This window comes from Burkholderia crassaminum (assembly GCF_964265005.1).
GTDB lineage: Bacteria > Pseudomonadota > Gammaproteobacteria > Burkholderiales > Burkholderiaceae > Burkholderia.
Window position 1 is genome coordinate 573128 of sequence record NZ_OZ183799.1, and the last position, 23753, is coordinate 596880.

At 65.8% G+C, this 23753-nt stretch carries 23 protein-coding genes and 1 tRNA gene; 14 read left to right on the forward strand and 10 right to left on the reverse strand.

All coding sequences use genetic code 11. The annotated features are described in order from the left end of the window. The 6 genes from ACPTTF_RS02605 to lpxC all read left to right on the forward strand — a co-directional run bounded on the left by ACPTTF_RS02605 (nucleotide 1) and on the right by lpxC (nucleotide 6134). The gene (locus tag ACPTTF_RS02605; RefSeq protein ID WP_021159913.1) at nucleotides 1–942 is read left to right on the forward strand and encodes a D-alanine--D-alanine ligase; all 942 of its coding nucleotides are present in this window, start codon (nucleotides 1–3) and stop codon (nucleotides 940–942) included. 19 nt (nucleotides 943–961) lie between these two features. Then, nucleotides 962–1714 carry a cell division protein FtsQ/DivIB gene (locus ACPTTF_RS02610; RefSeq protein ID WP_011350842.1) on the forward strand — a complete coding sequence of 251 codons (753 nt, stop codon included), beginning with the start codon at nucleotides 962–964 and terminating at the stop codon, nucleotides 1712–1714. 26 nt (nucleotides 1715–1740) lie between these two features. Continuing rightward, nucleotides 1741–2973 carry a cell division protein FtsA gene (gene ftsA / locus ACPTTF_RS02615; RefSeq protein ID WP_006487138.1) on the forward strand — a complete coding sequence of 411 codons (1233 nt, stop codon included), beginning with the start codon at nucleotides 1741–1743 and terminating at the stop codon, nucleotides 2971–2973. A gap of 111 nt (nucleotides 2974–3084) precedes the next feature. Further along, a complete protein-coding gene (gene ftsZ / locus ACPTTF_RS02620) occupies nucleotides 3085–4281 on the forward strand; it encodes a cell division protein FtsZ (RefSeq protein WP_021159911.1) in 1197 nt (398 codons plus the stop codon). Nucleotides 4282–4469: 188 nt separating this feature from the next. Continuing rightward, nucleotides 4470–4976: a peroxiredoxin gene (locus tag ACPTTF_RS02625; RefSeq protein WP_027788450.1), complete on the forward strand. Its 507-nt coding sequence runs from the start codon at nucleotides 4470–4472 to the stop codon at nucleotides 4974–4976. Between the two features lie 240 nt (nucleotides 4977–5216). Then, nucleotides 5217–6134: a UDP-3-O-acyl-N-acetylglucosamine deacetylase gene (gene lpxC / locus ACPTTF_RS02630; protein ID WP_027788449.1), complete on the forward strand. Its 918-nt coding sequence runs from the start codon at nucleotides 5217–5219 to the stop codon at nucleotides 6132–6134. Nucleotides 6135–6215: 81 nt separating this feature from the next. Here lpxC and ACPTTF_RS02635 read toward each other — a convergent pair whose 3' ends face one another. Continuing rightward, a complete protein-coding gene (locus ACPTTF_RS02635) occupies nucleotides 6216–6692 on the reverse strand; it encodes a DUF721 domain-containing protein (protein ID WP_166964967.1) in 477 nt (158 codons plus the stop codon). A gap of 256 nt (nucleotides 6693–6948) precedes the next feature. Between ACPTTF_RS02635 and secA the strand changes: the two genes are divergently transcribed. The 4 genes from secA (at nucleotide 6949) to ACPTTF_RS02655 (ending at nucleotide 12462) form a co-directional block, all read left to right on the forward strand. Continuing rightward, on the forward strand, nucleotides 6949–9747 hold the full coding sequence (gene secA, locus ACPTTF_RS02640; protein WP_423370182.1) for a preprotein translocase subunit SecA: 2799 nt from the start codon (nucleotides 6949–6951) through the stop codon (nucleotides 9745–9747). A gap of 144 nt (nucleotides 9748–9891) precedes the next feature. Beyond that, nucleotides 9892–11133, forward strand: coding sequence for a bifunctional glutamate N-acetyltransferase/amino-acid acetyltransferase ArgJ (gene argJ, locus ACPTTF_RS02645; protein WP_423370183.1), 1242 nt, complete (start codon nucleotides 9892–9894; stop codon nucleotides 11131–11133). A gap of 19 nt (nucleotides 11134–11152) precedes the next feature. Further along, nucleotides 11153–12022: an ATP-binding protein gene (locus ACPTTF_RS02650; protein WP_166964960.1), complete on the forward strand. Its 870-nt coding sequence runs from the start codon at nucleotides 11153–11155 to the stop codon at nucleotides 12020–12022. Continuing rightward, complete coding sequence (locus ACPTTF_RS02655; protein WP_423370184.1) at nucleotides 12019–12462, forward strand: NUDIX domain-containing protein; 444 nt, start codon at nucleotides 12019–12021, stop codon at nucleotides 12460–12462. The genes ACPTTF_RS02650 and ACPTTF_RS02655 overlap by 4 nt, the downstream gene beginning before the upstream one ends. A gap of 55 nt (nucleotides 12463–12517) precedes the next feature. On the opposite strand, the gene ACPTTF_RS02660 is transcribed toward ACPTTF_RS02655, so the two are convergent. The 9 genes from ACPTTF_RS02660 to ACPTTF_RS02700 form a co-directional block, all read right to left on the reverse strand. After that, entirely contained in the window at nucleotides 12518–12718 is a 201-nt protein-coding gene (locus ACPTTF_RS02660; protein ID WP_166964956.1) for a DNA gyrase inhibitor YacG, read from the reverse strand. A 25-nt stretch (nucleotides 12719–12743) separates the two neighbouring features. Further along, nucleotides 12744–13499 (reverse strand): cell division protein ZapD, encoded by a 756-nt coding sequence (zapD, locus tag ACPTTF_RS02665; RefSeq protein WP_166964954.1) that lies wholly within the window; start codon nucleotides 13497–13499, stop codon nucleotides 12744–12746. Nucleotides 13500–13608: 109 nt separating this feature from the next. Further along, nucleotides 13609–14217 carry a dephospho-CoA kinase gene (coaE, locus tag ACPTTF_RS02670; RefSeq protein WP_423370185.1) on the reverse strand — a complete coding sequence of 203 codons (609 nt, stop codon included), beginning with the start codon at nucleotides 14215–14217 and terminating at the stop codon, nucleotides 13609–13611. Between the two features lies 1 nt (nucleotide 14218). Beyond that, a complete protein-coding gene (locus tag ACPTTF_RS02675) occupies nucleotides 14219–15130 on the reverse strand; it encodes a prepilin peptidase (RefSeq protein ID WP_423370186.1) in 912 nt (303 codons plus the stop codon). A 45-nt stretch (nucleotides 15131–15175) separates the two neighbouring features. Continuing rightward, a complete protein-coding gene (locus ACPTTF_RS02680; protein ID WP_423370187.1) occupies nucleotides 15176–16387 on the reverse strand; it encodes a type II secretion system F family protein in 1212 nt (403 codons plus the stop codon). Further along, nucleotides 16384–17661 (reverse strand): GspE/PulE family protein, encoded by a 1278-nt coding sequence (locus ACPTTF_RS02685; protein ID WP_423370188.1) that lies wholly within the window; start codon nucleotides 17659–17661, stop codon nucleotides 16384–16386. Before ACPTTF_RS02685 ends, ACPTTF_RS02680 begins: the two co-directional genes overlap by 4 nt. Nucleotides 17662–17744: 83 nt before the next feature. Continuing rightward, a complete protein-coding gene (locus tag ACPTTF_RS02690; RefSeq protein WP_423370189.1) occupies nucleotides 17745–19037 on the reverse strand; it encodes an HlyC/CorC family transporter in 1293 nt (430 codons plus the stop codon). A gap of 142 nt (nucleotides 19038–19179) precedes the next feature. Beyond that, nucleotides 19180–19256: transfer RNA gene (locus ACPTTF_RS02695), tRNA-Pro, on the reverse strand. Between the two features lie 177 nt (nucleotides 19257–19433). Continuing rightward, entirely contained in the window at nucleotides 19434–20429 is a 996-nt protein-coding gene (locus ACPTTF_RS02700; protein ID WP_059236288.1) for a polyprenyl synthetase family protein, read from the reverse strand. Nucleotides 20430–20639: 210 nt separating this feature from the next. On the opposite strand from ACPTTF_RS02700, the gene rplU reads away from it, so the two are divergent. From rplU to proB, 4 genes are all read left to right on the forward strand, one after another. Further along, nucleotides 20640–20951, forward strand: coding sequence for a 50S ribosomal protein L21 (gene rplU / locus ACPTTF_RS02705; RefSeq protein ID WP_006025184.1), 312 nt, complete (start codon nucleotides 20640–20642; stop codon nucleotides 20949–20951). Nucleotides 20952–20975: 24 nt separating this feature from the next. Then, complete coding sequence (gene rpmA / locus ACPTTF_RS02710) at nucleotides 20976–21239, forward strand: 50S ribosomal protein L27 (RefSeq protein WP_006476999.1); 264 nt, start codon at nucleotides 20976–20978, stop codon at nucleotides 21237–21239. Nucleotides 21240–21426: 187 nt separating this feature from the next. Continuing rightward, nucleotides 21427–22539 carry a GTPase ObgE gene (obgE, locus tag ACPTTF_RS02715; protein WP_423370190.1) on the forward strand — a complete coding sequence of 371 codons (1113 nt, stop codon included), beginning with the start codon at nucleotides 21427–21429 and terminating at the stop codon, nucleotides 22537–22539. Between the two features lie 90 nt (nucleotides 22540–22629). Beyond that, the gene (gene proB / locus ACPTTF_RS02720; RefSeq protein WP_166964940.1) at nucleotides 22630–23748 is read left to right on the forward strand and encodes a glutamate 5-kinase; all 1119 of its coding nucleotides are present in this window, start codon (nucleotides 22630–22632) and stop codon (nucleotides 23746–23748) included. Nucleotides 23749–23753 lie beyond the last annotated feature (5 nt).

Consider the following 23753-nt stretch of genomic DNA (forward strand, 5'->3'; position numbering starts at 1 on the left):
ATGAGCGGGATTGATCCGAAACGTTTCGGCAAGGTGGCGGTGTTGTTCGGCGGCGAGTCCTCGGAGCGCGAGGTATCGCTTACGTCTGGCCAGCTGGTGCTGCAGGGCCTGCGCGACGCGGGCATCGACGCCCACCTGTTCGACCCGGCCGAGCGCCCGCTGGCGGCGCTGAAGGATGAAGGGTTCGTGCGCGCGTTCAACGCGCTGCACGGCGGTTACGGCGAGAACGGCCAGATCCAGGGCGCGCTCGATTTCTACGGGATCCGCTACACGGGCAGCGGCGTGCTCGGGTCGGCGCTCGGCCTCGACAAGTTCCGCACGAAGCTCGTCTGGCAGCAGACGGGCGTGCCGACGCCGCCGTTCGAGACGGTGCTGCGCGGCGACGACCTCGCGGCGCGCGCGACGGACATCGTCGCGAAGCTCGGCCTGCCGCTGTTCGTGAAGCCGGCGAGCGAGGGCTCGAGCGTCGCGGTGCTGAAGGTGAAGACAGCCGATGCGCTGCCGGCTGCGCTCGAGGAAGCCGCGAAGCATGACCCGATCGTGATCGTCGAGAAGAGCATCGAGGGCGGCGGTGAATACACCGCATGCATCGCCGGCGATCTCGACCTGCCGGTGATCAAGATCGTGCCGGCCGGCGAGTTCTACGACTATCACGCAAAGTACATCGCCAACGACACGCAATACCTGATTCCGTGCGGGTTGCCCGCCGACAAGGAAGCGGAGCTCAAGCGCGTCGCGCGCCGAGCGTTCGACGTGCTCGGCTGCACCGACTGGGGCCGCGCCGACTTCATGCTCGACGCCGATGGCAACGCGTACTTCCTGGAAGTGAACACCGCGCCGGGCATGACCGACCACTCGCTGCCGCCGAAGGCCGCGCGCGCGGTCGGCATCAGCTATTCGGAGCTGGTCGTGAAGGTGCTGTCGCTCACGCTCAACGACTGACGCAGGAACGGAACGACGTATGTGGAACAACGTTCGCCAACTCAACCTTGCCGCCAGCGCGCTGTACGCGCTGCTGCTGCTCGTGTTGGCGGCGGCCGGTTGCTACTGGCTGATCCAGCGCCCGACGTTCGCGCTGCGGGAAATCCGGATCGATGGCGACACCGAGCACATCAATTCGCCGACGGTACGCGCAGGCGTGGTCGGCCGGCTGAAGGGCAATTTCTTCACGGTCGATCTCGACGCAGCGCGCGCCGCGTTCGAGCAGATGCCCTGGGTGCGCCATGCGAGCGTGCGCCGGGTGTGGCCGAATGCGCTGGCTGTCACGCTCGAGGAGTACAAACCGCTCGGAACCTGGGGCAGCGACCAGCTCGTGAGCGTCGACGGCGAGCTGTTCACCGCGAACCAGGGCGAGCTGGAACAGGAACTGCCGGCGTTCGACGGCCCGGAGGGCAGTGCGAAGGAAGTCGTCACGCGGTATCGCGACTTCGGGAAATGGTTTGCGCCGCTGAAGGCGGCGCCGGAAGAAGTGACGCTGTCGGCGCGGTACGCGTGGACGGTGAAGCTGTCGAACGGCATGCAGGTCGAGCTGGGCAAGGAGCGCAACAGCGAATCGCTGCATGACCGGAGCCAGCGCCTGGTTGCCGCCTGGCCGGCGGTCACGGAGCGCTGGGGCAACGACATCGAGTACGCGGACCTGCGCTATCCGAACGGATTCGCGATTCGCGCGGCAGGCATGCGGTTCCTGACCGATACCGACAAGCGCAAGAAGTAACGAGAGATCACACGCAAGAGCACTTTATGAGCAAAGACTACAAGGATCTGCTGGTTTCCCTCGACATCGGCACGTCGAAGGTGGTGGCCATCGTCGCCGAGCTGAAGGGCGAAGGTCACTACGAGGTGATCGGCCTCGGCCAGAGCGAGTCGAAGGGTCTGAAGAAAGGTGTGGTGGTCAACATCGAGGCCACTGTGCAGTCGATCCAGCGCGCGCTCGAGGAAGCCGAGCTGATGGCCGACTGCAAGATCACCAACGTGTTCACGGGGATCGCCGGCAGCCACATCCGCAGCTTCAATTCGAGCGGGATGGTCGCGATCAAGGACAAGGAAGTCACGCAGACGGATGTCGCGCGCGTGATCGAGACCGCGAAGGCGATCAACATCCCGACCGACCAGCAGGTGCTGCATATCCTCACGCAGGAATTCATCATCGACGGCCAGGAAGACGTGCGCGAGCCGATCGGGATGAGCGGCATCCGCCTCGAGGTGAAGGTGCACATCGTGACGGGCGCGGTGAGTGCCGCGCAGAACATCGTCAAGTGCGTGCGCCGCTGCGGGCTCGAAGTGAACGACCTGATCCTGCAGCCGCTTGCATCGTCGCTGGCCGTGCTGACGGAAGACGAGAAGGATCTCGGTGTGGTGCTGGTCGACATCGGCGGCGGCACGACGGACATCGCGATCTTCGCCGAAGGCGCGATCCGCCACACGGCCGTGATTCCGATCGCCGGCGACCAGATCACGAGCGACATCGCGATGGCGCTGCGCACGCCGACGCCGGATGCGGAAGACATCAAGGTCGGCTACGGGATCGCGAAGCAGGCGCTCGCTGATCCGGACGAAATGGTGGAAGTGCCGGGCCTCGGCGAGCGCGGCCCGCGCACGCTGTCGCGCCAGGCGCTCGCGGCCGTGATCGAGCCGCGCGTCGAGGAACTGTTCTCGCTCGTGCAGCAGGTCGTGCGCGAATCGGGTTACGAAGAACTGTTGAGCTCCGGCGTGGTCATTACCGGCGGTGCGTCGATGATGCCCGGCATGGTCGAGCTCGGTGAAGACATTTTCCTGAAACCGGTGCGCATCGGCGCGCCGGAGTATGCAGGCGGCCTGTCCGACGTCGTGCGCAATCCGCGCTACTCGACGGCGATGGGGCTGCTCGTCGAAGGCAGCGCTCAGCGCATGCGCGGCCGCAAGGTCGCCGTGCAGTCCGGCAACGCGGGGCAGGTGTTCTCGCGGATGAAGGAATGGTTCCTGAGCAACTTTTGACGAACTGAATCGAAATTCGCGCTGGTGCCGGCGGCTGGCGCGCGACAGGGGGTTGCCCGATCTCCTGCCGAATAACGGCCGATTAGCAGTCATTCTCTTGACGGAGGCAACATGGAATTCGAAATGCTGGAAACCGAGACCAACGGCACCATCATCAAGGTGGTCGGCGTTGGCGGCGCTGGCGGCAATGCCGTCCAGCACATGATCAACCGCGGCGTGCAAGGCGTCGACTTCATCGTGATGAACACGGATGCACAGGCGCTGTCGCGTTCGCGCGCATCGTCGGTGATCCAGCTCGGCAACACGGGCCTCGGCGCCGGTGCGAAGCCGGAAATGGGCCGTGCGGCAGCGGAAGAAGCGCGTGAGCGCATCGCCGACGCACTGCGCGGCGCGCACATGGTGTTCATTACGGCCGGCATGGGCGGCGGTACGGGCACGGGCGCGGCACCGGTGGTCGCGCAGATCGCGAAGGAGATGGGCATTCTGACGGTTGGTGTCGTCAGCAAGCCGTTCGAGTTCGAAGGCGGCAAGCGCATGCGCGTCGCCGAAGCAGGTTCGCAGCAACTGGAGGATCACGTCGACTCGCTGATCGTCGTGCTGAACGACAAGCTGTTCGACGTGATGGGCGACGACGCCGAGATGGACAAGTGCTTCCAGTGCGCGGACGACGTGTTGAACAACGCGGTCGCAGGCATCGCTGAAATCATCAATGTCGATGGCCTCGTGAACGTCGACTTCGAAGACGTGAAGACGGTGATGGGCGAGCAGGGCAAGGCGATGATGGGCACGGCGACGGTCGCCGGCGTCGATCGCGCGCGCCTCGCGGCGGAACAGGCCGTGGCGAGCCCGCTGCTCGAAGGCGTCGATCTGTCGGGCGCGCGCGGCGTGCTGGTCAACATCACGTCGAGCCGTTCGCTGCGCCTGTCGGAAACGCGCGAAGTGATGAACACGATCAAGAGCTACGCGGCGGAAGATGCGACGGTGATCTTCGGTGCGGTGTACGACGACGCAATGGGCGATGCACTGCGCGTGACGGTCGTGGCAACGGGTCTGGGCCGTGCGGCGAAGAAGCAGCAATCGGCACCGATGACGCTGCTGCGCACGGGTACGGACAACCAGCCGGTCAGCGCGGTGTCGCACGGCTATGCACCGGCCCATCACGTCAGCACGGCAGACTACGGCGCGCTGGATACGCCGGCAGTGTGGCGCAATTCGCGCGAAACCGCGGCATCGCACGTGCAGGCGCTGCAGGAGAAGGGTGTCGACACGTACGACATCCCGGCTTTCCTGCGCAAGCAGGCTGACTGACGCAAACACAGGCGAAGCCGCGGCGAAACTGCCGCGGTATCGCCGGCGTGACGGATGCTACGGACCACGACAGGCCGCGTCGACTGCGACGCCGGGCCGGGAAACGTGCCCTCTCCGCACAAGCGGGGCGGGATGGGCCGTGCCGTCCGTGACACGCTGAAAAACCGTATCGCTATGAGGGACCAGCCATGATTCAAGTGGGCGACGCGCTGCCCGACGCGCAATTGTTCGAGTACATCGACGACGCGCGCGAAGGGTGCACGCTGGGGCCGAACGCCTGCAGCGTGCGCGACCAGGTTGCGGGAAAGCGGGTGGTGATCTTCGGATTGCCGGGCGCTTTCACGCCGACCTGCTCGGCACAGCATGTGCCGGGCTACGTCGAACACGCCGAGCAACTGCGCGCGGCGGGTATCGACGAGATCTGGTGCGTGTCCGTCAACGACGCATTCGTGATGGGCGCATGGGGACGTGATCTGCACACCGCGGGCAAGGTGCGCATGATGGCGGACGGCAGCGCGGCTTTCACTCATGCGCTGGGGCTGACGCAGGATTTGTCCGCGCGTGGCATGGGGATTCGTTCCCTGCGTTACGCGATGGTGATTGACGGCGGTGTGGTCAAGACGCTGGCCGTCGAGGCGCCGGGCAAATTCGAAGTGAGCGATGCGGCGAGTGTTCTCGCGACGTTGACGTCCTGATCGTGCGGTGTGCCGTTGCCTGCGGGCAACGCTGCTCACCGGCCTCAGGGCAGTTGTAACACGGGCTGATGACCGGAAACGCCTCCGTTCCGGGCATCGGCCCGTCCCGTATCGGCGCGGGTAAACTGTCGAAACAGATTGATACGCAGTTTCAAACTGCGTTGAATAGGGAATTACGCTATAATCTCCCCTATTGAATATAACTCCTGATTGATATCTTCAATCACGACGAAGAACATCATGCTGAAGCAGCGCACCATCAAATCCATCGTGAAGACCGTGGGTATCGGTGTCCACTCGGGCCGCAAGATCGAGCTGACGCTCCGTCCCGCCGCACCGGGCACGGGCATCGTGTTCTCCCGCGTCGACCTTCCCACGCCCGTCGACATTCCCGCCGCGGCAACGTCGATCGGCGATACGCGGCTCGCGTCGGTGCTGCAGAAGGATGGCGTGCGCGTGTCGACCGTCGAGCACCTGATGTCGGCGTGTGCGGGCCTCGGTATCGACAACCTCTATGTCGACGTGACGGCCGAGGAAATCCCGATTATGGACGGCAGCGCGGCGACCTTCGTGTTCCTGATCCAGTCCGCCGGGATCGAGGAGCAGAACGCGCCGAAGCGCTTCGTCAAGGTGAAGAAGACGGTCGAAATCCGCGATGGCGACAAGTTCGCGCGTCTCGATCCGTACTTCGGCTTCAAGCTGAAATTCTCGATCGACTTCCGTCACCCGGCCGTCGACAAGACCGGCCAGGAGCTCGAGGTCGATTTCGCGAATACGTCGTATGTGCGCGAGATCGCGCGCGCGCGCACGTTCGGCTTCGCGCATGAGGCCGAGATGTTGCGCGAGATGGGCCTCGCCCGCGGCGGCAGCATGGAAAATGCGATCGTGCTCGACGAGTACCGCATCCTGAACAACGACGGGCTTCGCTACGACGACGAGTTCGTGAAGCACAAGATGCTCGACGCGATCGGCGACCTGTACGTGATCGGCCATCCGCTGCTGGCGTCGTACACGGCGTACAAATCGGGCCACGGGCTGAACAACGCGCTGCTGCGCGAACTGCTCGCGAACGAAGATGCGTACGAGATCGTCACGTTCGACGATCCGCAAGCCGCGCCGAAGGGCTTCGCGTTCGACGCGCAGACGGCCTTCGCCTGACCTGCGTCCGGCGCAAGCAATAAAAAAGCAGCCTTCGGGCTGCTTTTTTATTGGCCGGGGCGATGCCGGCGGCGCATGCCGTCAGCGCGGCTTCGCCCCATGCCGGGCCGCCATCCGCGCGAGCGCGACCTGCAGCGGCGACGGTTCGAGATGGTTGGCCAGATCGCGCAACGCGGCCGCGCCGACCGACGTCATCCGCGCCTGCTTCACGTGTGGCGGCTCCGGTGCATCCTTCGGGCGCACGCGCACGCGCAGCGTCGAGACCGGCCAGCCGCGCTTTTGCAGATCGCCGAGCAGCCGCGGCTCGACTTGTCGCAGCCGCGCGGCCAGCGCATTGTGTGCTGCAAAGAGGGTCAGGGTGCCGTCCTTCACGAAGCCGGGTTCGACGTGGTTCGCCAGGTAGTCGGGCAGGAGCGCGGCAAGATCGCGCTGCAGCGACGCGATTTGCTCGACGCCGGCACGCAGCGCCGCGAACGCGTCGGTGCGGCCGAGCACTTCGGACACGGGTTGCGGGCGATATGCGGCGAGCGGGCCGAAACGCTTGGAAAATCGGTTCATCGAGACATTCTTCGGGCGCGCACGCGCGCGGACGTTGACGCCGATTGTACCCGCGCGGGCCCGTGCACGGGCGGCTTTCGCCCCGTCGGCCCGGCCGTCGGCGTGCAGTGCCCGTCCGGCCGAGACACGGGCGCACGCGTTCGCGCGTGCTAAAATTCACCGTTTGAGTCCACTAATTCGCTAAGCCGCCGAGGCTCGGGCGTCGGGGCGCGCAACACGCGCCGGGCGCCGGTGCTGCGACGCAGGATCCGATCCGATGACAACCGGTTTTCTCCAGAAAATTTTTGGCAGCCGCAACCAGCGGCTCGTCAAGCAATACCAAAAGACCGTCACGACGATCAATGCGCTCGAAACGCAGATCGAGAAGCTGACGGACGACCAGTTGCGCGGCAAGACGGACGAATTCCGCCAGCGGGTCGCGGCGGGCGAGTCGCTCGACAAGCTGCTGCCCGAGGCGTTCGCGGTCTGTCGCGAGGCCAGCCGTCGCGTGCTGAAGATGCGGCACTTCGACGTGCAGATGATCGGCGGCATGGTGCTCCACTACGGCAAGATTGCGGAAATGCGCACCGGCGAGGGCAAGACGCTCGTCGCGACGCTGCCCGTGTACCTGAACGCGCTGGCCGGCCGCGGCGTGCACGTGGTGACCGTCAACGATTACCTCGCGCAGCGCGACGCCGAATGGATGGCGCGCCTCTACAACTTCCTCGGTCTGTCGGTCGGCATCAACCTGTCCGGCATGGAGCACGACCAGAAGCAGCAGGCTTACGCGGCGGACATCACGTACGGCACGAACAACGAGTTCGGCTTCGACTACCTGCGCGACAACATGGTCTATGAGACCGACGCGCGTGTGCAGCGGGCCCTGAACTTCGCGGTCGTCGACGAAGTGGACTCGATCCTGATCGACGAAGCGCGTACGCCGCTGATCATTTCGGGCCAGGCCGAGGATCACACCGAGCTGTACGTGCGGATGAACGCGCTGCCGCCGCTGCTCGAGCGCCAGATCGGCGAAGAGAAGGCCGACGGCACGGGTGTCGAGAAGCCGGGCGACTACACGCTCGACGAGAAGGCCCGCCAGGTGTTCCTGACGGAATCGGGCCACGAGAAGGCCGAGCGCCTGCTCGCCGAATGGGGCCTGATCGGCGAGGGCGAGAGCCTGTACGCGCCGCAGAACATCACGCTGATGCACCACGTGTACGCGGCGCTGCGCGGCCACACGCTGTTCCACAAGGATCAGCACTACGTCGTGCAGAACGGTGAAGTGGTCATCGTCGACGAATTCACGGGCCGCCTGATGGCAGGCCGCCGCTGGTCCGACGGCCTGCACCAGGCGGTCGAGGCGAAGGAACATGTGAAGATCCAGAGCGAGAACCAGACGCTCGCATCGATCACGTTCCAGAACTACTTCCGGATGTACGCGAAGCTGGCCGGCATGACCGGTACCGCGGACACCGAAGCGTACGAATTCAACGAGATCTACGGCCTCGAGACGGTCGTGATCCCGACCAACCGCCCGCCGAAGCGGATCGACAAGCAGGACCAGATCTACAAGACGGCCAAGGAGCGCTACGACGCGGTGATCCGCGATATCCGCGACTGCTACGAGCGCGGTCAGCCGGTGCTGGTCGGCACGACGTCGATCGAGAACTCCGAACTGCTGTCGCACCTGCTGAAGCAGGCCGGGCTGCCGCACGAGGTGCTGAACGCGAAGCAGCACGAGCGTGAAGCCGCGATCGTCGCGGAAGCCGGCCGTCCGAAGCGCGTCACGATCGCGACCAACATGGCCGGCCGCGGTACCGACATCGTGCTCGGCGGCAATGCCGAGAAGCAGGCCGCGTTCATCGAGGCCGACGAAGCGATTCCGGCCGACGAAAAGGCACGCCGTATCAAGCAGCTGCACGACGAGTGGGAAACGCTGCACGAGCAGGTGAAGGCCGCGGGCGGCCTGCACATCATCGGCACCGAGCGCCACGAATCGCGCCGGATCGACAACCAGCTGCGCGGCCGTGCGGGCCGCCAGGGCGATCCGGGTTCGTCGCGCTTCTACCTGTCGCTCGACGATCCGCTGCTGCGCATCTTCGCGGGTGACCGCGTGCGTTCGATCATGGATCGCCTGAAGATGCCGGAAGGCGAGGCGATCGAGGCCGGGATCGTCACGCGCTCGATCGAGTCCGCGCAGCGCAAGGTCGAAGCGCGCAACTTCGACATTCGCAAGCAGCTGCTCGAATACGACGACGTGTCGAACGACCAGCGCAAGGTCATCTACCAGCAGCGCAACGAGCTGCTCGAAGCGCACGACATCACCGAGACGATCTCCGCGATGCGTCACGGCGTGATCACCGAAGTCGTCCGCCAGTTCGTGCCGGAAGGCAGCATCGAAGAGCAGTGGGACGTGCCCGAGCTCGAGGAAGCGCTGCGCAACGACTGGCAGCTCGACCTCGCGATTCAGGAAATGGTGAACGAGTCGTCGTCGATCACGGCCGAGGAAATTCTCGACGCCGTGACGACGGCCGCCGACGAGCAGTACGAGAGCAAGGTTGCGATGGTCGGCCGCGAATCGTTCAGCGCGTTCGAACGCTCGGTGATGCTGCAAACGGTCGACCGCCTGTGGCGCGAACACCTCGCAGCGCTCGACCACCTGCGCCAGGGCATCCACCTGCGCGGCTATGCGCAGAAGAATCCGAAGCAGGAATACAAGCGCGAAGCGTTCGAACTGTTTGCCGCGATGCTCGAGGCGATCAAGCAGGAAGTCACGCGCGTCGTGATGAACGTGCAGATCCAGTCGCCGGAGCAGCTCGAGCAAGCCGCCGAGCAGATCGAGGAGCGCGGCGGTCATCTCGAGAACGTCGAGTACCAGCACGCCGATTACGCGGAAGCCGGTGCGCCGGTGGCGAACGTCGCGGCTGCCGCGGCGGCCACGGCGACGGCCGACATGGTCGGCAGCGCGATGACGCACAGCGGCCCCGGCGGCGAAATGCCGAAGGTCGGCCGCAACGACCCGTGCCCGTGCGGCAGCGGCAAGAAGTACAAGCAATGTCACGGGAAGCTGTCATGATCGACGGCGGCGCGCATCACGCGTGCCGCTTCGTTCGCAGCTTCGAGTGAGTGATATGAGTTGCGGCGGCCCGCGCGTGCGGCCGCCGGTTCTTCCAATCGATGCCGGCGCATGCCGGCATTTTCCATCCGGCAGGTGTGCCCCATGGCTGTCAATTTTCCGTCGATCGATCCCGCCCAACTGCATCCCGTCGCCGGCGTCACGCTCGGCTGGGCGGAAGCGAACATCCGCAAGCCGAATCGCAAGGACGTGCTGGTCATCTCCGTCGACGAAGGCGCGACGGTCGCGGGCGTGTTCACCGAAAACCGTTTCTGCGCGGCGCCGGTCACCGTTTGCCGCGAGCATCTGGCGAAGGTGCGCGCGGGCGGCGCGGGCATTCGCGCGCTCGTCGTGAATACGGGCAATGCGAACGCCGGCACCGGCGAGCCGGGCCTCGTGAACGCGCGCGAAACCTGCACGGAACTTGCGCGCCTCGCGGGCATCGAGCCGGCGCAGGTGCTGCCGTTCTCGACCGGCGTGATCCTCGAGCCGCTGCCGATCGACCGCCTGAAGGCCGGGCTGCCGGCCGCGCTCGCGAACCGGAAGGCCGCGAACTGGTTCGACGCCGCGCAGGCGATCATGACGACCGACACGCTGCCGAAGGCCACGTCGCGCCAGGTGGCGATCGACGGTCACACGGTCACGCTGACGGGCATCAGCAAGGGCGCGGGCATGATCAAGCCGAACATGGCGACGATGCTCGGTTTCCTCGCGTTCGACGCGAACGTCGCGCAGCCGGTGCTCGACACGCTCGTGAAGGAAGTCGCTGATCGCTCGTTCAACTGCATCACGATCGACGGCGACACGTCGACGAACGACTCGTTCATCCTGATCGCATCGGGCAAGAGCACGCTGCCGGCCATCACGTCGACCGATTCGCCGGCCTATGTGGCGCTGCGCGATGCGGTGACTGAGGTCGCGCAGGTGCTGTCGCAACTGATCGTGCGCGACGGCGAAGGCGCGACGAAATTCATGACGGTGCAGGTCGAGGGTGGCAAGAACGTCGCCGAATGCCGCCAGATCGCCTACGCGATCGGCCATTCGCCGCTCGTGAAGACGGCCTTCTACGCATCCGACCCCAACCTTGGCCGGATTCTCGCGGCGATCGGTTACGCGGGCGTCGCGGATCTCGACGTCGGCAAGATCGACCTCTATCTCGACGATGTGCTCGTCGCGAAGGCGGGCGGCCGCAACCCGGCTTACCAGGAAGAGGACGGCCAGCGCGTGATGAAGCAGAGCGAAATCACGATTCGCGTGCTGCTTGGCCGAGGCGACGCGCAGGCCACTATCTGGACGTGCGACCTGTCGCACGACTACGTGAGCATCAACGCGGATTACCGCTCCTGATCGGGAGTGGCCGAACGACATGGATAAACTTGAACAGTTTCTGACGCGCGCGGAAGCGCTGCTCGGCCGTCTCGAAGGGATGCTGCCGCCCGCGCCGGCAGCGATCGACTGGAATGCCGCACATGCGTTCCGCTGGCGCAAGCGCCAGGGGCGCGGCTATCTGCAGCCGGTGCCGGCTGTGTCGTCGATCACGCTCGACGACCTGCACAACATCGATCGCCAGAAAGGGCTGATCGAACAGAACACGCGGCAGTTCGTACAGCAGAAGCCGGCCAACAACGTGCTGCTGACCGGCGCGCGCGGTACCGGCAAGTCGTCGCTGATCAAGGCGTGCCTGAACGCGCATGCGAAGGACGGGCTGCGTCTGATCGAAGTCGACAAGGACGACCTGCACGATCTCGGCGACATCGTCGACCTGATCTCGCAGCGCCCCGAGCGCTTCATCGTGTTCTGCGACGACCTGTCGTTCGAGGAAGGCGAGTCGGGCTACAAGGCGCTGAAGGTCGCGCTCGACGGCTCGATCGCCGCGCAGTCGGACAACGTGCTGATCTACGCGACGTCGAACCGCCGCCATCTGCTGCCCGAGTACATGAGCGACAACGAGACGTACAAGCATCTCCCGGATGGCGAGATTCACCCCGGCGAAGTCGTCGAGGAGAAGATCTCGCTGTCGGAGCGTTTCGGTCTGTGGGTCAGCTTCTATCCGTTCAAGCAGGACGACTACCTCGACATCGTCGGGCACTGGCTGCGTCATTTCGGCTGCCCGGATGCGGAGATCGAGTCCGCACGCGGCGACGCGCTCGTGTGGGCGCTCGAGCGCGGCTCGCGGTCGGGGCGCGTCGCGTGGCAGTTTGCGCGTGACTGGTCGGGACGCAAGGAGCAGGCATGAGCGCGGAAGTTGCACAAGGCGCCGTACGCGCGCCCGATGGCCGGAAGGTGACGGAAGTCGCGGTTGGCGTGATGGTGCAGCCGGATGGCAGCTATCTGCTCGCGCAGCGCCTGCAAGGCAAGCCGTACGAAGGCTACTGGGAATTTCCAGGCGGCAAGCTGGAGGCCGGCGAAAGCGTCGAGGACGCGCTTGCGCGCGAACTGCACGAGGAACTCGGCATCGAAGTCACGGCCAGCCAGCGCTGGCACACGCTCGAGCACGATTATCCGCATGCCTATGTGCGGCTTTATTTCTGCAAGGTGACGGGCTGGACCGGCGAGCCGCACAGCAAGGAAGGGCAGGCATTCGTGTGGCAGCAACTGCCGGTCGAGGTCGCGCCATTGCTGCCGGCAGCGCTGCCGGTGCTCGAACTGCTCGAGAAGGAAGCCGCGTCGAACTGACGCCACGATGGCCTGCCGGAAAGGCGGGCCATATCACTAGCAGGCGGTGCGCCGCTCAGCTGTCGCGGCGGCCGTCCGTGCCGTCTTCTTCCGACGAGGGGCCCTCGTCGGAGGATCCACCGATCCGGTACTTTTCGGCGGCCCAGGCGCCGAGGTCGAGCTGCTTGCAGCGGGCCGAGCAGAACGGACGGAACTGATTTTCGGGCGTCCAGCGCACTTCAGCGCTGCACGACGGGCATTTCACAACGGTAGTCATACGAAAGCGATCCGGCACGCGGCCGTTACAGATTGCACAGTGTCAGATGGAATGGCACGTCGATGTCCACCGCGCGCGGCCGCACATCGCCGTCCTGCATGGTGAACCGTACCCACAGCATGTATTTGTTGGCGCTCGCTTCGGGAATCACGCGCAGCTCCGGCGGCACGCGCACCTGCATCAACTGGTAGGTGCGACCGGACAGCATCTGCTGGTAGCTGCCCTGCATCGCCATGACCTTCGATGCCTGACCCGATTCGCGCGCGAGCCGCAGCACGATCGTCACGGCGTCGCGCAGCGGCAGCATCGGCAGGATCCATTTCGTGATGTCCTGGCGCCGCTGCTCGGCGGGCCACTGCTGCCATGCGTAGTACGACGGCAGGTCGAACTTGCACGTGCCGCCGGGAATCACCGCACGGCTGCGGATGCTGGCGAGCCACTCGTTGTCGACGAGGTGCTGCCCGGTCTTGCCCTGCATCTGCGCGAGATTCGCGAGCGTCTGCTCGATTTCACCGAGCACGGCTTCGAGCGCGTTCTGCTCGATGCCCGGATTGCCGCGAAAGGGGGCGAGCGTCTGGCGCTGACGTTCGAGCTCCTTCATCAGATCCGATTTCAGGTCCGCGCGGCCCGTTACCTCGGCGATTTCGAACAGCGTCGTCAGCGCGACGTGGTGTTCACGCGGGTCCTCCTGAGCCAAAAAGAACGCGAAGCGCTCGAAGAGATCTTCGAGGCGCAACAGCGTGCGAATTCGCTCGTTGAACGGATACTCGTAAAGAATCAAGCGCGCTCGCCTCTTGGGTAGGGATTGAAACAATGCAGGACATTCTAATGCCCACTCTCTACCCTAGCAACGCGCCAATTTCGTACACCATCACGATTACGCGCGCGACTCAGCGCGCGGCGGCCGCAAACCCGAGATAGCGTTGGTGCAGTGCATCGACCTGCGCGGCGAGCGCATCGGCCGTCGCCGCGTCGTTGACGATGACATCGTCGGCTGCCGCGAGACGGGCCTCGCGCGTCGCCTGCCGCGCGATGATCGCTTCGACCTGCTCGCGCGTGAAGCCGTTGCGCCGCATCACGCGTGCGATCTGCGTTTCGACCGGGCAGTCGACGACGAGCACGCGATCGCTGCGCGCCTTCCAATTGCCGGATTCGACGAGCAGCGGCACCACGAACATCACGTACGAGCCCTGCGCTTCGCGTGCCTCGCGATCGGTCTCCGCCCGGATCAGCGGGTGCGTGATCGCTTCGAGGCGCCGGCGTGCGGCGTCGTCGCTGAAGATCAGTGCGCGCATCTGCGCGCGGTCGAGCGAGCCGTCGGCGGCAACGAAACCGCGGCCGAATGCCTGTTCGATCGCGGGCATCGCGAGGCCGCCCGGCGCGGTGATGCGATGGGCGATCAGGTCGGTATCGACCAGCGACGCGCCTCGGGCGGCGAACAGGTCGGCGACGGTCGTCTTGCCGCTGCCGATGCCGCCGGTGAGTCCAATTGAGAACATGTCAGCCTCCGAGCGCCGCATAGAAAGGGGTGCCGAAAAACAGCGTCGCGACGCCGCCTGCCGCGAGGAACGGGCCGAACGGAATCGGCTCCTCGAAGCGCATGCGGCCGCGCCAGGTCGCGATGAGCCCGACGATCGCTCCCGTCACCGCGGCGAACAGCACGACCTGCGGCAGGGCGGCCCAGCCCATCCATGCGCCGAGCGCGGCGAGTAGCTTCAAGTCGCCGAAACCGATGCCCTCGATGCCGCGCAGCCATTTGAACAGCCAGTAGATCGACCACAGGAACAGGTAGCCGGCCATCGCCCCGATCACGGCTGAGCGCAGCGACGTGAACGTGCCGCCGAGGTTCAGCACGAGCCCCGCCCAGAGGAGCGGCAGCGTCATCGAGTCGGGCAGGTAGCCGGTCCGGATATCGATCGCGCTCATCGCGAGCAGCGCGGCGCACAGCGCGAATGCGGCAAGTGCGGCGACGGTCGGGCCGAATGTCGCGAGCGAGCCGGCGGCGAGCAGCGCGCATGCGAGCTCGACGAGCGGATAACGGATGCCGATCGCGTGGCCGCAGCGCCGGCAGCGCCCGCGCAGTATCAGGTAGCTGACGAGCGGGATGTTTTCCCATGCGCGCAGCACGTGGCCGCAATGCGGGCAGGCGCTGCGCGGGCGCCACAGATCGTAGCGCGGCGGGTAGCCGTCGTCGGGGGCGGCGCTCGCGTTGCCGGTCGCTTCATCGATCTCGGCCTGCCACGCGCGCTGCATCATCACGGGCAGCCGATGCACGACCACGTTCAGGAAGCTGCCGACGCACAGGCCGATGACGACTGCGAACGCATACTGCATCGCGGGCGGCAGCATCGCCAGCGCGAGCAGCGTGCTCTCGGGCGAATCGGTAATGGCGTACAGGGGCGCTGGCGTCATGAGGCTCTAGGTTCGGACTAAAAGGCGACAGAATCGGTTGCGATGCTACACCACGTTGCCGAGCTGAAGGATGGGCAGGTACATCGCGATCACGAGGCCGCCGACGAGTGCGCCCAGTACGATCACGATCAGCGGTTCGCCGAGCGCGGCGAGTGCTTCGAGACGCGCGTCCAGCTGGTGCTCGCACAGCGCGGCGATGTCGGCGAGCATGGTGTCGAGTGCCCCGGTCTCCTCGGCGACGGCGATCGGCTGCACGACGTCGTCCGGAAAGCAGCCGGCCGACTGCATCGCGTCGGCGAGGCGCGCGCCGCGCAGCACGTGGGCTGCGATGTGCGCGGTGGCGTGTTCGAACACAGGATGGCCGGCCGTGCGCTCGAGCGTGGCGAAGGCGTCGGCGAGCGGCACGCCGGCGCCGAGCAGCGTCGCAAGCGAGCGGCACCAGCGTGCGGCCGCGAACCGGCTCATCGCGCTCCCTGCGAGCGGGACGTGCAGCAGGCGCCGCGCGACCGCGTGGCGCAGCGGTGCCGATCGCCGCAGCGCGTGATGTGCGGCCAGCCCGATTGTCGCCGCACCGGCAACCAGCACACCGCCCCATGCCGACAGCGCCGAGGACAGCGCGAGCAGCGCCCGGGTCGGGGCCGGCAGTGCGGCGCCAAAGCCGTCGAAGATCTGGCGGAACGTCGGTACCACCCACACCATCAGCGCGGCCGAGATCGCGAGCCCGAACAGGATGACGGCCGCCGGATAGGCGAGCGCGGCCCGCAGCTTGCGCCACTGCGCGTCGGCGCGCTCGCGGTGCTCCGCGACCCGTGTCAGCACGACGCCGAGCGAGCCGGACGCTTCGCCGACCTCGATCAGCTGGCGATACAGCGTGCCGAACTGCGCTGGATAGCGTGCGAGTGCATCGGCGAAGCGACGGCCGCCGACGATCTCGCGGGCGAGACCCGCGGCGATGCGCGGCAGGCCGTCGCATGGCCGCGTACGCGCGAGCATCTCAAGCGACGGCGCGAGCGGCAACCCGGCCTGCAGCAGGCTCGCGAGCTGGCGCGTGAAGCGCGTGATGTCCCGCGCGCTGGCCGTTGGCGGCCGAGCGGGACCGCGGACGTCGAGCGACAGCACGGCGATGCCGTCTCGTGCGAGCGCGGCGCGTGCACTTGCAGCGTCGAACGCGATGACGATCCCGCTGCGCGGCGTGCCGTCGCGGCGGCGGCCGCGCCACGCGAAGCGGGTTTCGCGCGGCGGTGTGCGTATGCTCATGCCGCTGGTGTCGCAGCGATGGCTTCCGCAATGCTCGTCGTGCCGTCCCGGACGCGCGCGAACGCCGCATCGCGCAGACTGCGCACGCCTTCGGCCGCCGCGCACCGCGCGAGTTCGCCGACGCTCGACCGGGCGACGATGCGTTCCGCCAGCCCGGGCGATACCGGCATCGTCTGATGCAGGCCGACACGGCCGCGATAGCCGATGCCGTGACAGGCCGAACATCCGCGCGCGACGAACGGCCGCCATCCTGCGGCGAGCGCAGCCGGGTCGCAGCCCGCTTCGTGCAATACGGGCACCGGTGCATCCGAGTGCATGCGGCAGGCGGTGCACAGCCGCCGGACGAGGCGCTGCGCGGTGACGAGGTGCAGCGCGGCCGCGAGGTTGTACGGTGCGACGCCGATGTCGAGCAGCCGCGCGACGGCGGCCGGTGCATCGTTCGTGTGTAGCGTCGACAGCACGAGATGGCCGGTCTGCGCTGCCTTGATCGCGACGTCGGCCGTCTCTGCATCGCGAATCTCGCCGACCATGATGATGTCCGGATCCTGCCGCAGCAGCGCGCGCAGTGCAGTCGCGAACGTGAGCCCCGCTTTTTCGGCGACACCGACCTGGCTGATGCCGTCGAGCTGGATCTCGGCGGGATCCTCCACCGTGCAGACATTGTGCGCGTCGCGATCGAGCATCTGCAGTGCGCAGTAGAGCGACAGCGTCTTGCCGCTGCCGGTCGGGCCCGTGACGAGCACGAGGCCATGCGGTGCGCGTATCGCGGCCTCCATCGCGGCCGCCTGTTGCGCGTCGAAGCCGAGGCGGGCGAGCGTGAGGTCGGTCGGCAGGGTTTCGAGGCGCCGCAGCACGAGCTTTTCGCCGAACAACGTCGGCAGCGAACTGACCCGGTAGTCACCGCGCGTGCCGCCGTCGATCGCGATGCGCAGCCTGCCATCCTGCGGGAGCCGCCGCTCGGCGATGTCCATGCGCGCGAGCACCTTGATCCGTGTGACGAGCGCGTCGCGCAGATGAAGGGGCGGCCGCGCATGTTCGTGCAGCACGCCGTCGATGCGCAGGCGGATGCGCCAGCCCGCTTCGAACGGTTCGACGTGGATGTCGGACGCGTCGCGCACGCGTGCTGCGTGAAGAGTGTCCGTCAGCAGCCGCACAGCGGGCGCATCGTCGAGCTGGGCCGCGTCGAGCGCGCGCGGTGCGGTGGCGGGCGACGCATCGGAGTGAGCGGGCGGCGGCTGCGTGCGCAACGGCGCCCCGGGAGGAATGAATTGCATGTGAGCCGGCACGCTGGCCGCCAGTTGACCGTGACCAGCAGATGGTCGCGCGTCGCGGGCGGCGCCGGCAGTCGGCCGTTCGGCTAGCGCGCGGTGGCGCGTGCGACTCGCGAGCCGCGCGGCTTGAAGAGCTTGACGGTGCGCACGGCCTGATCGTCGCTGCGCATCACCTCGAGCATCACGTCACCGATTTTCAGGCACACGTCGTCTTCCGGAATTTCCTCGAGGATTTCGAGAACCAGTCCGTTCAGCGTCTTCGGCCCGTCGGTCGGCAGCTTCAGGTGCAGCCAGCGATTCAGCTCGCGCAGCGGCATGCTCGCCGAGACGATGCATTCGCCGTTCTCGTCCCAGCCGCCCGCGCGTTCGCTGCGCGGCATCGATGTCGTGAACTCGCCGATCAGCTCCTCGATGATGTCTTCGGGCGTGACGAGCCCTTCGAGCTCGCCGTATTCGTTGACGACGAGCGCGGTCCGCTGCCGTGTTTCCTGGAAAAACTGGAGCTGCTGAACCACCGGCGTGCCCGACGGCACGTAGTACGGTTCGGCGAGCAGCGTGCGCAGCGTCTCGCGGTCGAATTCCTGGTTGTGCAGCGCGGTCAGCGTCTTGCGTACGTGCAGCACGCCGAGCACCTTGTCGATGTCGCCTTCGTAGACGACAAGCCGGTTGTGATAGCAGGTTTCGAGCTGGTGCAGGACGTCGTCGAGCGGCGCGTAGAAGTTGAGCGACTCGATCTGGCGGCGCGGCACCATCACGTCGTCGACCGTGATGTTCTCGAGGTCGAACAGGTTGAGCAGGATGCTGCGGTGCTTGGTCGGCATGAAACTGCTGGACTCGAGCACGATGGCCCGCAGCTCATCAGCCGACATTCGCTGGTCGCGACCCTTCTTCGTGTTGATACGCAGCACCCACAGCACGCCGTTCGCGAGCGCGTTGACGAACCAGACGAGCGGCTTGAACACGCGCATCAGCGGCGCGATCACGAGGCTCGCGGGCAGCGCGATGCGTTCGGGGAAGGTCGCGCCGACGATCTTCGGCGCGATTTCGGCGAACACGATGATCAGGAACGCGACAAGGCCGGTCGCGATCGACAGCGCGAGATTGTTGCGGCCGAACGTATGCAGCGCGAGCGAAGTCGTCAGGACCGGGATGATCGTGTTGAACAGGTTGTTGCCGATCAGGATCACGCTGAGCAGCAGGTCAGTGCGCGTCAGCAGCCCCTGCGTCGTTTTCGCGCCGAGTGCGCCCTGGCCGGCGAGATGCTTCAGCCGATGGCGGTTGAGCGCCATCATCGCGGTCTCGGAAATGGAAAAGAAGCTGGAACAGAGGAGAAGCAGGAAGACGGCGCCGATTTGCGCCCATAGGGGAATTTGGTCCACGCGTTGGAAGGGGCAGTGAAGGACAGGGATGGAGGGAATATAGCAGAGGCCGGCGACCGTGATGTGTCGTGCGCGACATGAGGGGCCCACGGCGGACGGACGAAAAAAAACCGTGCACATGGTGCACGGTTTTTTCAAAATCTGGTCGGGGTGAGAGGATTCGAACCTCCGGCCTCTACGTCCCGAACGTAGCGCTCTACCAGGCTAAGCTACACCCCGATTTATACTCTTCCGATTTCGCAGTCTTCTTCAAGACCGCTGCGTCGTCAAGCAAGAACGTAACTATAACGACGTTTCTTCAAGAAGGGAAGCCCTTGGAGAAAAAATTTTTCGAGACAGGTGATTTTCCCGTGTCGAACGTGCGTCGCAGCCGTGGCGGCGACGCACGACATGCAATCAGGACTGCCGCGACGTCGAGTAAGAGCACAACGCGAGCAGGCTCTCCTTGTAGATTGAATCGGGGAACGCGGCGATTGCCGCCGCTGCCGCCTGCGCTTCCTGGCGTGCGCATTCGAGCGTGTGATCCAGTGCGCCCGAGCGTGTGATCGCTTCGAAAATCGTGTCGAAGCGATCGGTGCCGCCCTGTTCGATTGCCTCGCGTGCCAGCGCTGCCTGTTCGGGCGTGCCGCGTTCGATCAGATAGATGAGCGGCAGCGTCGGCTTGCCTTCGCGGAGGTCGTCGCCGGCATTCTTGCCCATTGCCTCCACGGTGCCCGCGTAGTCGAGCCAGTCGTCCATGATCTGGAATGCGGTGCCGATCCGGCGGCCGTATTCGGCGGCCGCGGCCTCGGTCGGGGCATCGGCGCCCGCGAGCACTGCGCCCAGGCGTGCCGACGCCTCGAACAGTTTCGCCGTCTTGTAGCGGATCACCTGCATATAGCGCGTTTCGTCGACGTCCGCGTCGTGCATGTTGAGGAGCTGCAGCACCTCGCCTTCGGAAATGATCGTCGTCGCTTCGGACAGGATCTCCATCACGCGCATCTTGCCGACGCCGACCATCATCTCGAACGAGCGCGAATAGAGGTAATCGCCTACCAGCACGCTCGCCGCGTTGCCGAACAGCGCATTGGCGGTCTGGCGGCCGCGGCGCAGCTCGGATTCGTCGACGACGTCGTCATGCAGCAGCGTGGCCGTGTGGATGAACTCGACGACGGCGGCCAGCACGTGCCGCTGGTGCGACGTCTCGCCGAGTGCGCCGGCGACGAGCAGCAGCAACGCCGGACGCAGCCGCTTGCCGCCCGCGCCGATGATGTACTCGGCGATCTGGTTGATCAACAGCACGTCGGACGCGAGGCTTTGCCGGATAACGCGATTCACCTGCTCCATGTCACTCGTGATCGGAGCGAGCAGGTGGGCGGCGCTGAGGGTGGGGGAGGCGGTGGACGACGACATGATGATGGAATTGGGTGATGCGCCGGATTATAAGTCGAATCCAAGATATCCCGGTCTGTCACACGTGCCGCGGCCGCGAATTTGGCCGTTCGGCAGAGGCCCGCGCGCGGCAATCGTCGATCGGTTTTGACTTCGGTGCTAACCCCATGTATAATCACGTGTTTTCCGCGCGTGGTGTGCGGAAAATTTGGATCCAGAGTGAGGTTCTCAATGTACGCGGTCATAAAAACCGGCGGCAAGCAGTACAAGGTTGCCGTTGGCGAAAAACTCAAAGTAGAACAGATACCGGCTGACATTGACGCTGAAATCACGCTCGACCAGGTTCTCGCAGTGGGCGAAGGCGAATCGATTAAGTTCGGTACGCCGCTGGTCAGTGGGGCTTCCGTCAAGGCCACCGTTGTGTCGCACGGTCGTCATGCCAAGGTCACCATCTTCAAGATGCGTCGCCGGAAGCACTACCAAAAGCACGGCGGCCACCGCCAGAACTACACTGAGCTGCGCATCGACGCGATCAACGCGTAAGCGCCTCGGTAAAGGAGCAATCAGATGGCACACAAAAAGGCAGGCGGCTCTTCCCGGAACGGCCGCGACTCCGAGTCGAAACGTCTCGGCGTGAAAGTGTACGGCGGTCAGGCAATCAATGCCGGCGGCATCATCGTGCGTCAGCGCGGTACGCGCATGCACGCAGGCGAGAACGTCGGCATGGGCAAGGATCACACCCTGTTCGCGCTGGTCGACGGTCACGTCAAGTTCGCGACGAAGGGCGCGGACAAGAAGCATCTGGTCATCGTTGTCCCGGCGGCTGCCTAAGTTCAGGCACCCAAGGGCTTCGTAGCCGAAAGGCCCCGCAGTCTACGCGGGGCCTTTTTTATTTGGTCGCCGGGCGCATGTGCGCCCCGGCGACCGTTGCGCGACCGGCGTACGATCGGCCGAACGGCAGATTGTTCAAGCGCGCCGGCGCGCGGCACAATAGCGGAAATACTGGGCGGAGTGACGAATGAAGTTCATTGACGAAGCACGAATCGAAGTTATCGCCGGTGACGGAGGCGATGGCAGTGCGTCGATGCGCCGCGAGAAATTCGTCCCGTTCGGCGGGCCGGACGGCGGCGATGGCGGCCGGGGCGGTAGCGTGTACGCGATCGCCGACCGCAACATCAACACGCTGATCGACTACCGTTACGCGAAAAAGCATCTGGCGCGCAACGGCGAAAACGGGCGCGGCTCGGATTGCTACGGCAAGGGCGGCGACGACGTCACGCTGCGCATGCCGGTCGGTACGATCATCAGCGACATGGATACCGGCGAGTTGATCGCCGACCTGACCGAGCACGACCAGCAGGTGATGCTTGCGCAGGGCGGCTCCGGCGGGCTCGGCAACCTGCATTTCAAGTCGAGCACGAACCGTGCGCCGCGCCAGAAGACGGACGGCAAGCCCGGTGAGCGTCGCATGCTGAGGCTCGAGCTGAAGGTGCTGGCGGATGTCGGCCTGCTCGGCATGCCGAACGCAGGCAAGTCGACGTTCATTTCGTCGGTGTCGAATGCGAGGCCGAAGATCGCCGACTACCCGTTCACGACGCTTGCGCCGAATCTCGGCGTGGTGCGCGTCGGCCCGAGCAAGAGCTTCGTGATCGCCGACATCCCCGGGCTGATCGAGGGCGCGGCCGAAGGCGCGGGCCTCGGCCATCAGTTCCTGCGCCACCTGCAGCGCACTGGCGTGCTGCTGCATCTCGTCGATCTCGCGCCGTTCGACGAAAGCGTCGATCCGGTTGCGGAAGCGACGGCGATCGTCGGCGAACTGCGCAAGTACGACGAGGCACTCTACGAGAAGCCGCGCTGGCTCGTGCTCAACAAACTCGACATGGTGCCGGAAGACGAGCGCAAGGCGCGCGTCGCGGATTTCATCGAGCGCTTCGAGTGGAATGGCCCCGTGTTCGAGATCTCGGCACTGACGGGCCAGGGCTGTGAAGCGCTGTGCTACGCGATCTACGACTACCTCTCCGAACATTCGGATGCGCATCGCGCGGCGGAGGCGGAAGATCTCGCGGCGGACGTGCGTTTCCGCGACGCACCGCCTGCCAAGGGCGACGCGGCGCCGGGCGACGACGCCTGAGTTGTTCCGGAACGCGCCGGGCGTGCTGCCCGGCGTCCGCGTTCAATCGCGTCCGGCCGGGCAGGCATCAGATACAGGAGACAGTGCAGGATGCGTTCGATCATCGCGGATTCGAAGCGATTGGTGGTGAAGGTGGGCTCTAGCCTCGTGACCAACGACGGCAAGGGGCTCGATCATGCTGCAATCGGCCGCTGGGCGGCTCAGATCGCCGCGCTGCGCGCCCAGGGCAAGGAAGTCGTGCTCGTCAGCTCGGGCGCGATTGCCGAAGGGATGCAGCGGCTCGGCTGGAGCAAGCGGCCGCGCGAAATCGACGAGCTGCAGGCCGCTGCCGCTGTCGGCCAGATGGGGCTCGCGCAGGTCTACGAGAGCCGCTTCACCGAGCACGACATCCGCACTGCGCAGATCCTGCTGACGCATGCCGACCTGGCGGACCGCGAGCGCTACCTGAATGCGCGATCGACGCTTCTGACGCTGTTGCGGCTTGGCGTCGTGCCGATCATCAACGAGAACGACACGGTCGTTACCGACGAAATCAAGTTCGGCGACAACGACACGCTCGGCGCGCTCGTTGCAAACCTGATCGAAGGCGATGCGCTGATCATCCTGACCGACCAGTCGGGCCTGTTCACGGCCGATCCGCGCAAGGACCCGAACGCGACGCTCGTTGCGGAAGCCAATGCGGGCGCGCCGGAACTCGAGGCGATGGCGGGCGGTGCGGGCTCGAGCCTCGGCCGCGGCGGGATGCTGACGAAGATCCTCGCGGCGAAGCGCGCGGCGCACAGCGGCGCGAATACGGTGATCGCGAGCGGCCGGGAGTCCGACGTGCTCGTGCGTCTGGCGGCCGGCGAGGCGATCGGCACGCAACTGATCGCCCGTACCGCGCGGATGGCGGCGCGCAAGCAGTGGATGGCCGACCATCTGCAGGTGCGCGGCCATGTCGTGATCGATGCGGGCGCGGTCGAGAAACTGACGGCCGGCGGCAAGAGCCTGCTGCCGATTGGCGTGATCGACGTGCAGGGCGCGTTCGCGCGTGGCGAAGTCATCGCGTGTGTTGGCCCCGACGGGCGCGAAATAGCGCGTGGGCTCACGAACTACAGCAGTGCTGAGACGAAACTGATTCACCGCAAGCCGAGCGGCGAGATCGAATCGGTGCTCGGCTATATGCTGGAGCCCGAGCTGATCCATCGCGACAACCTGGTGCTGGTGTGACCATT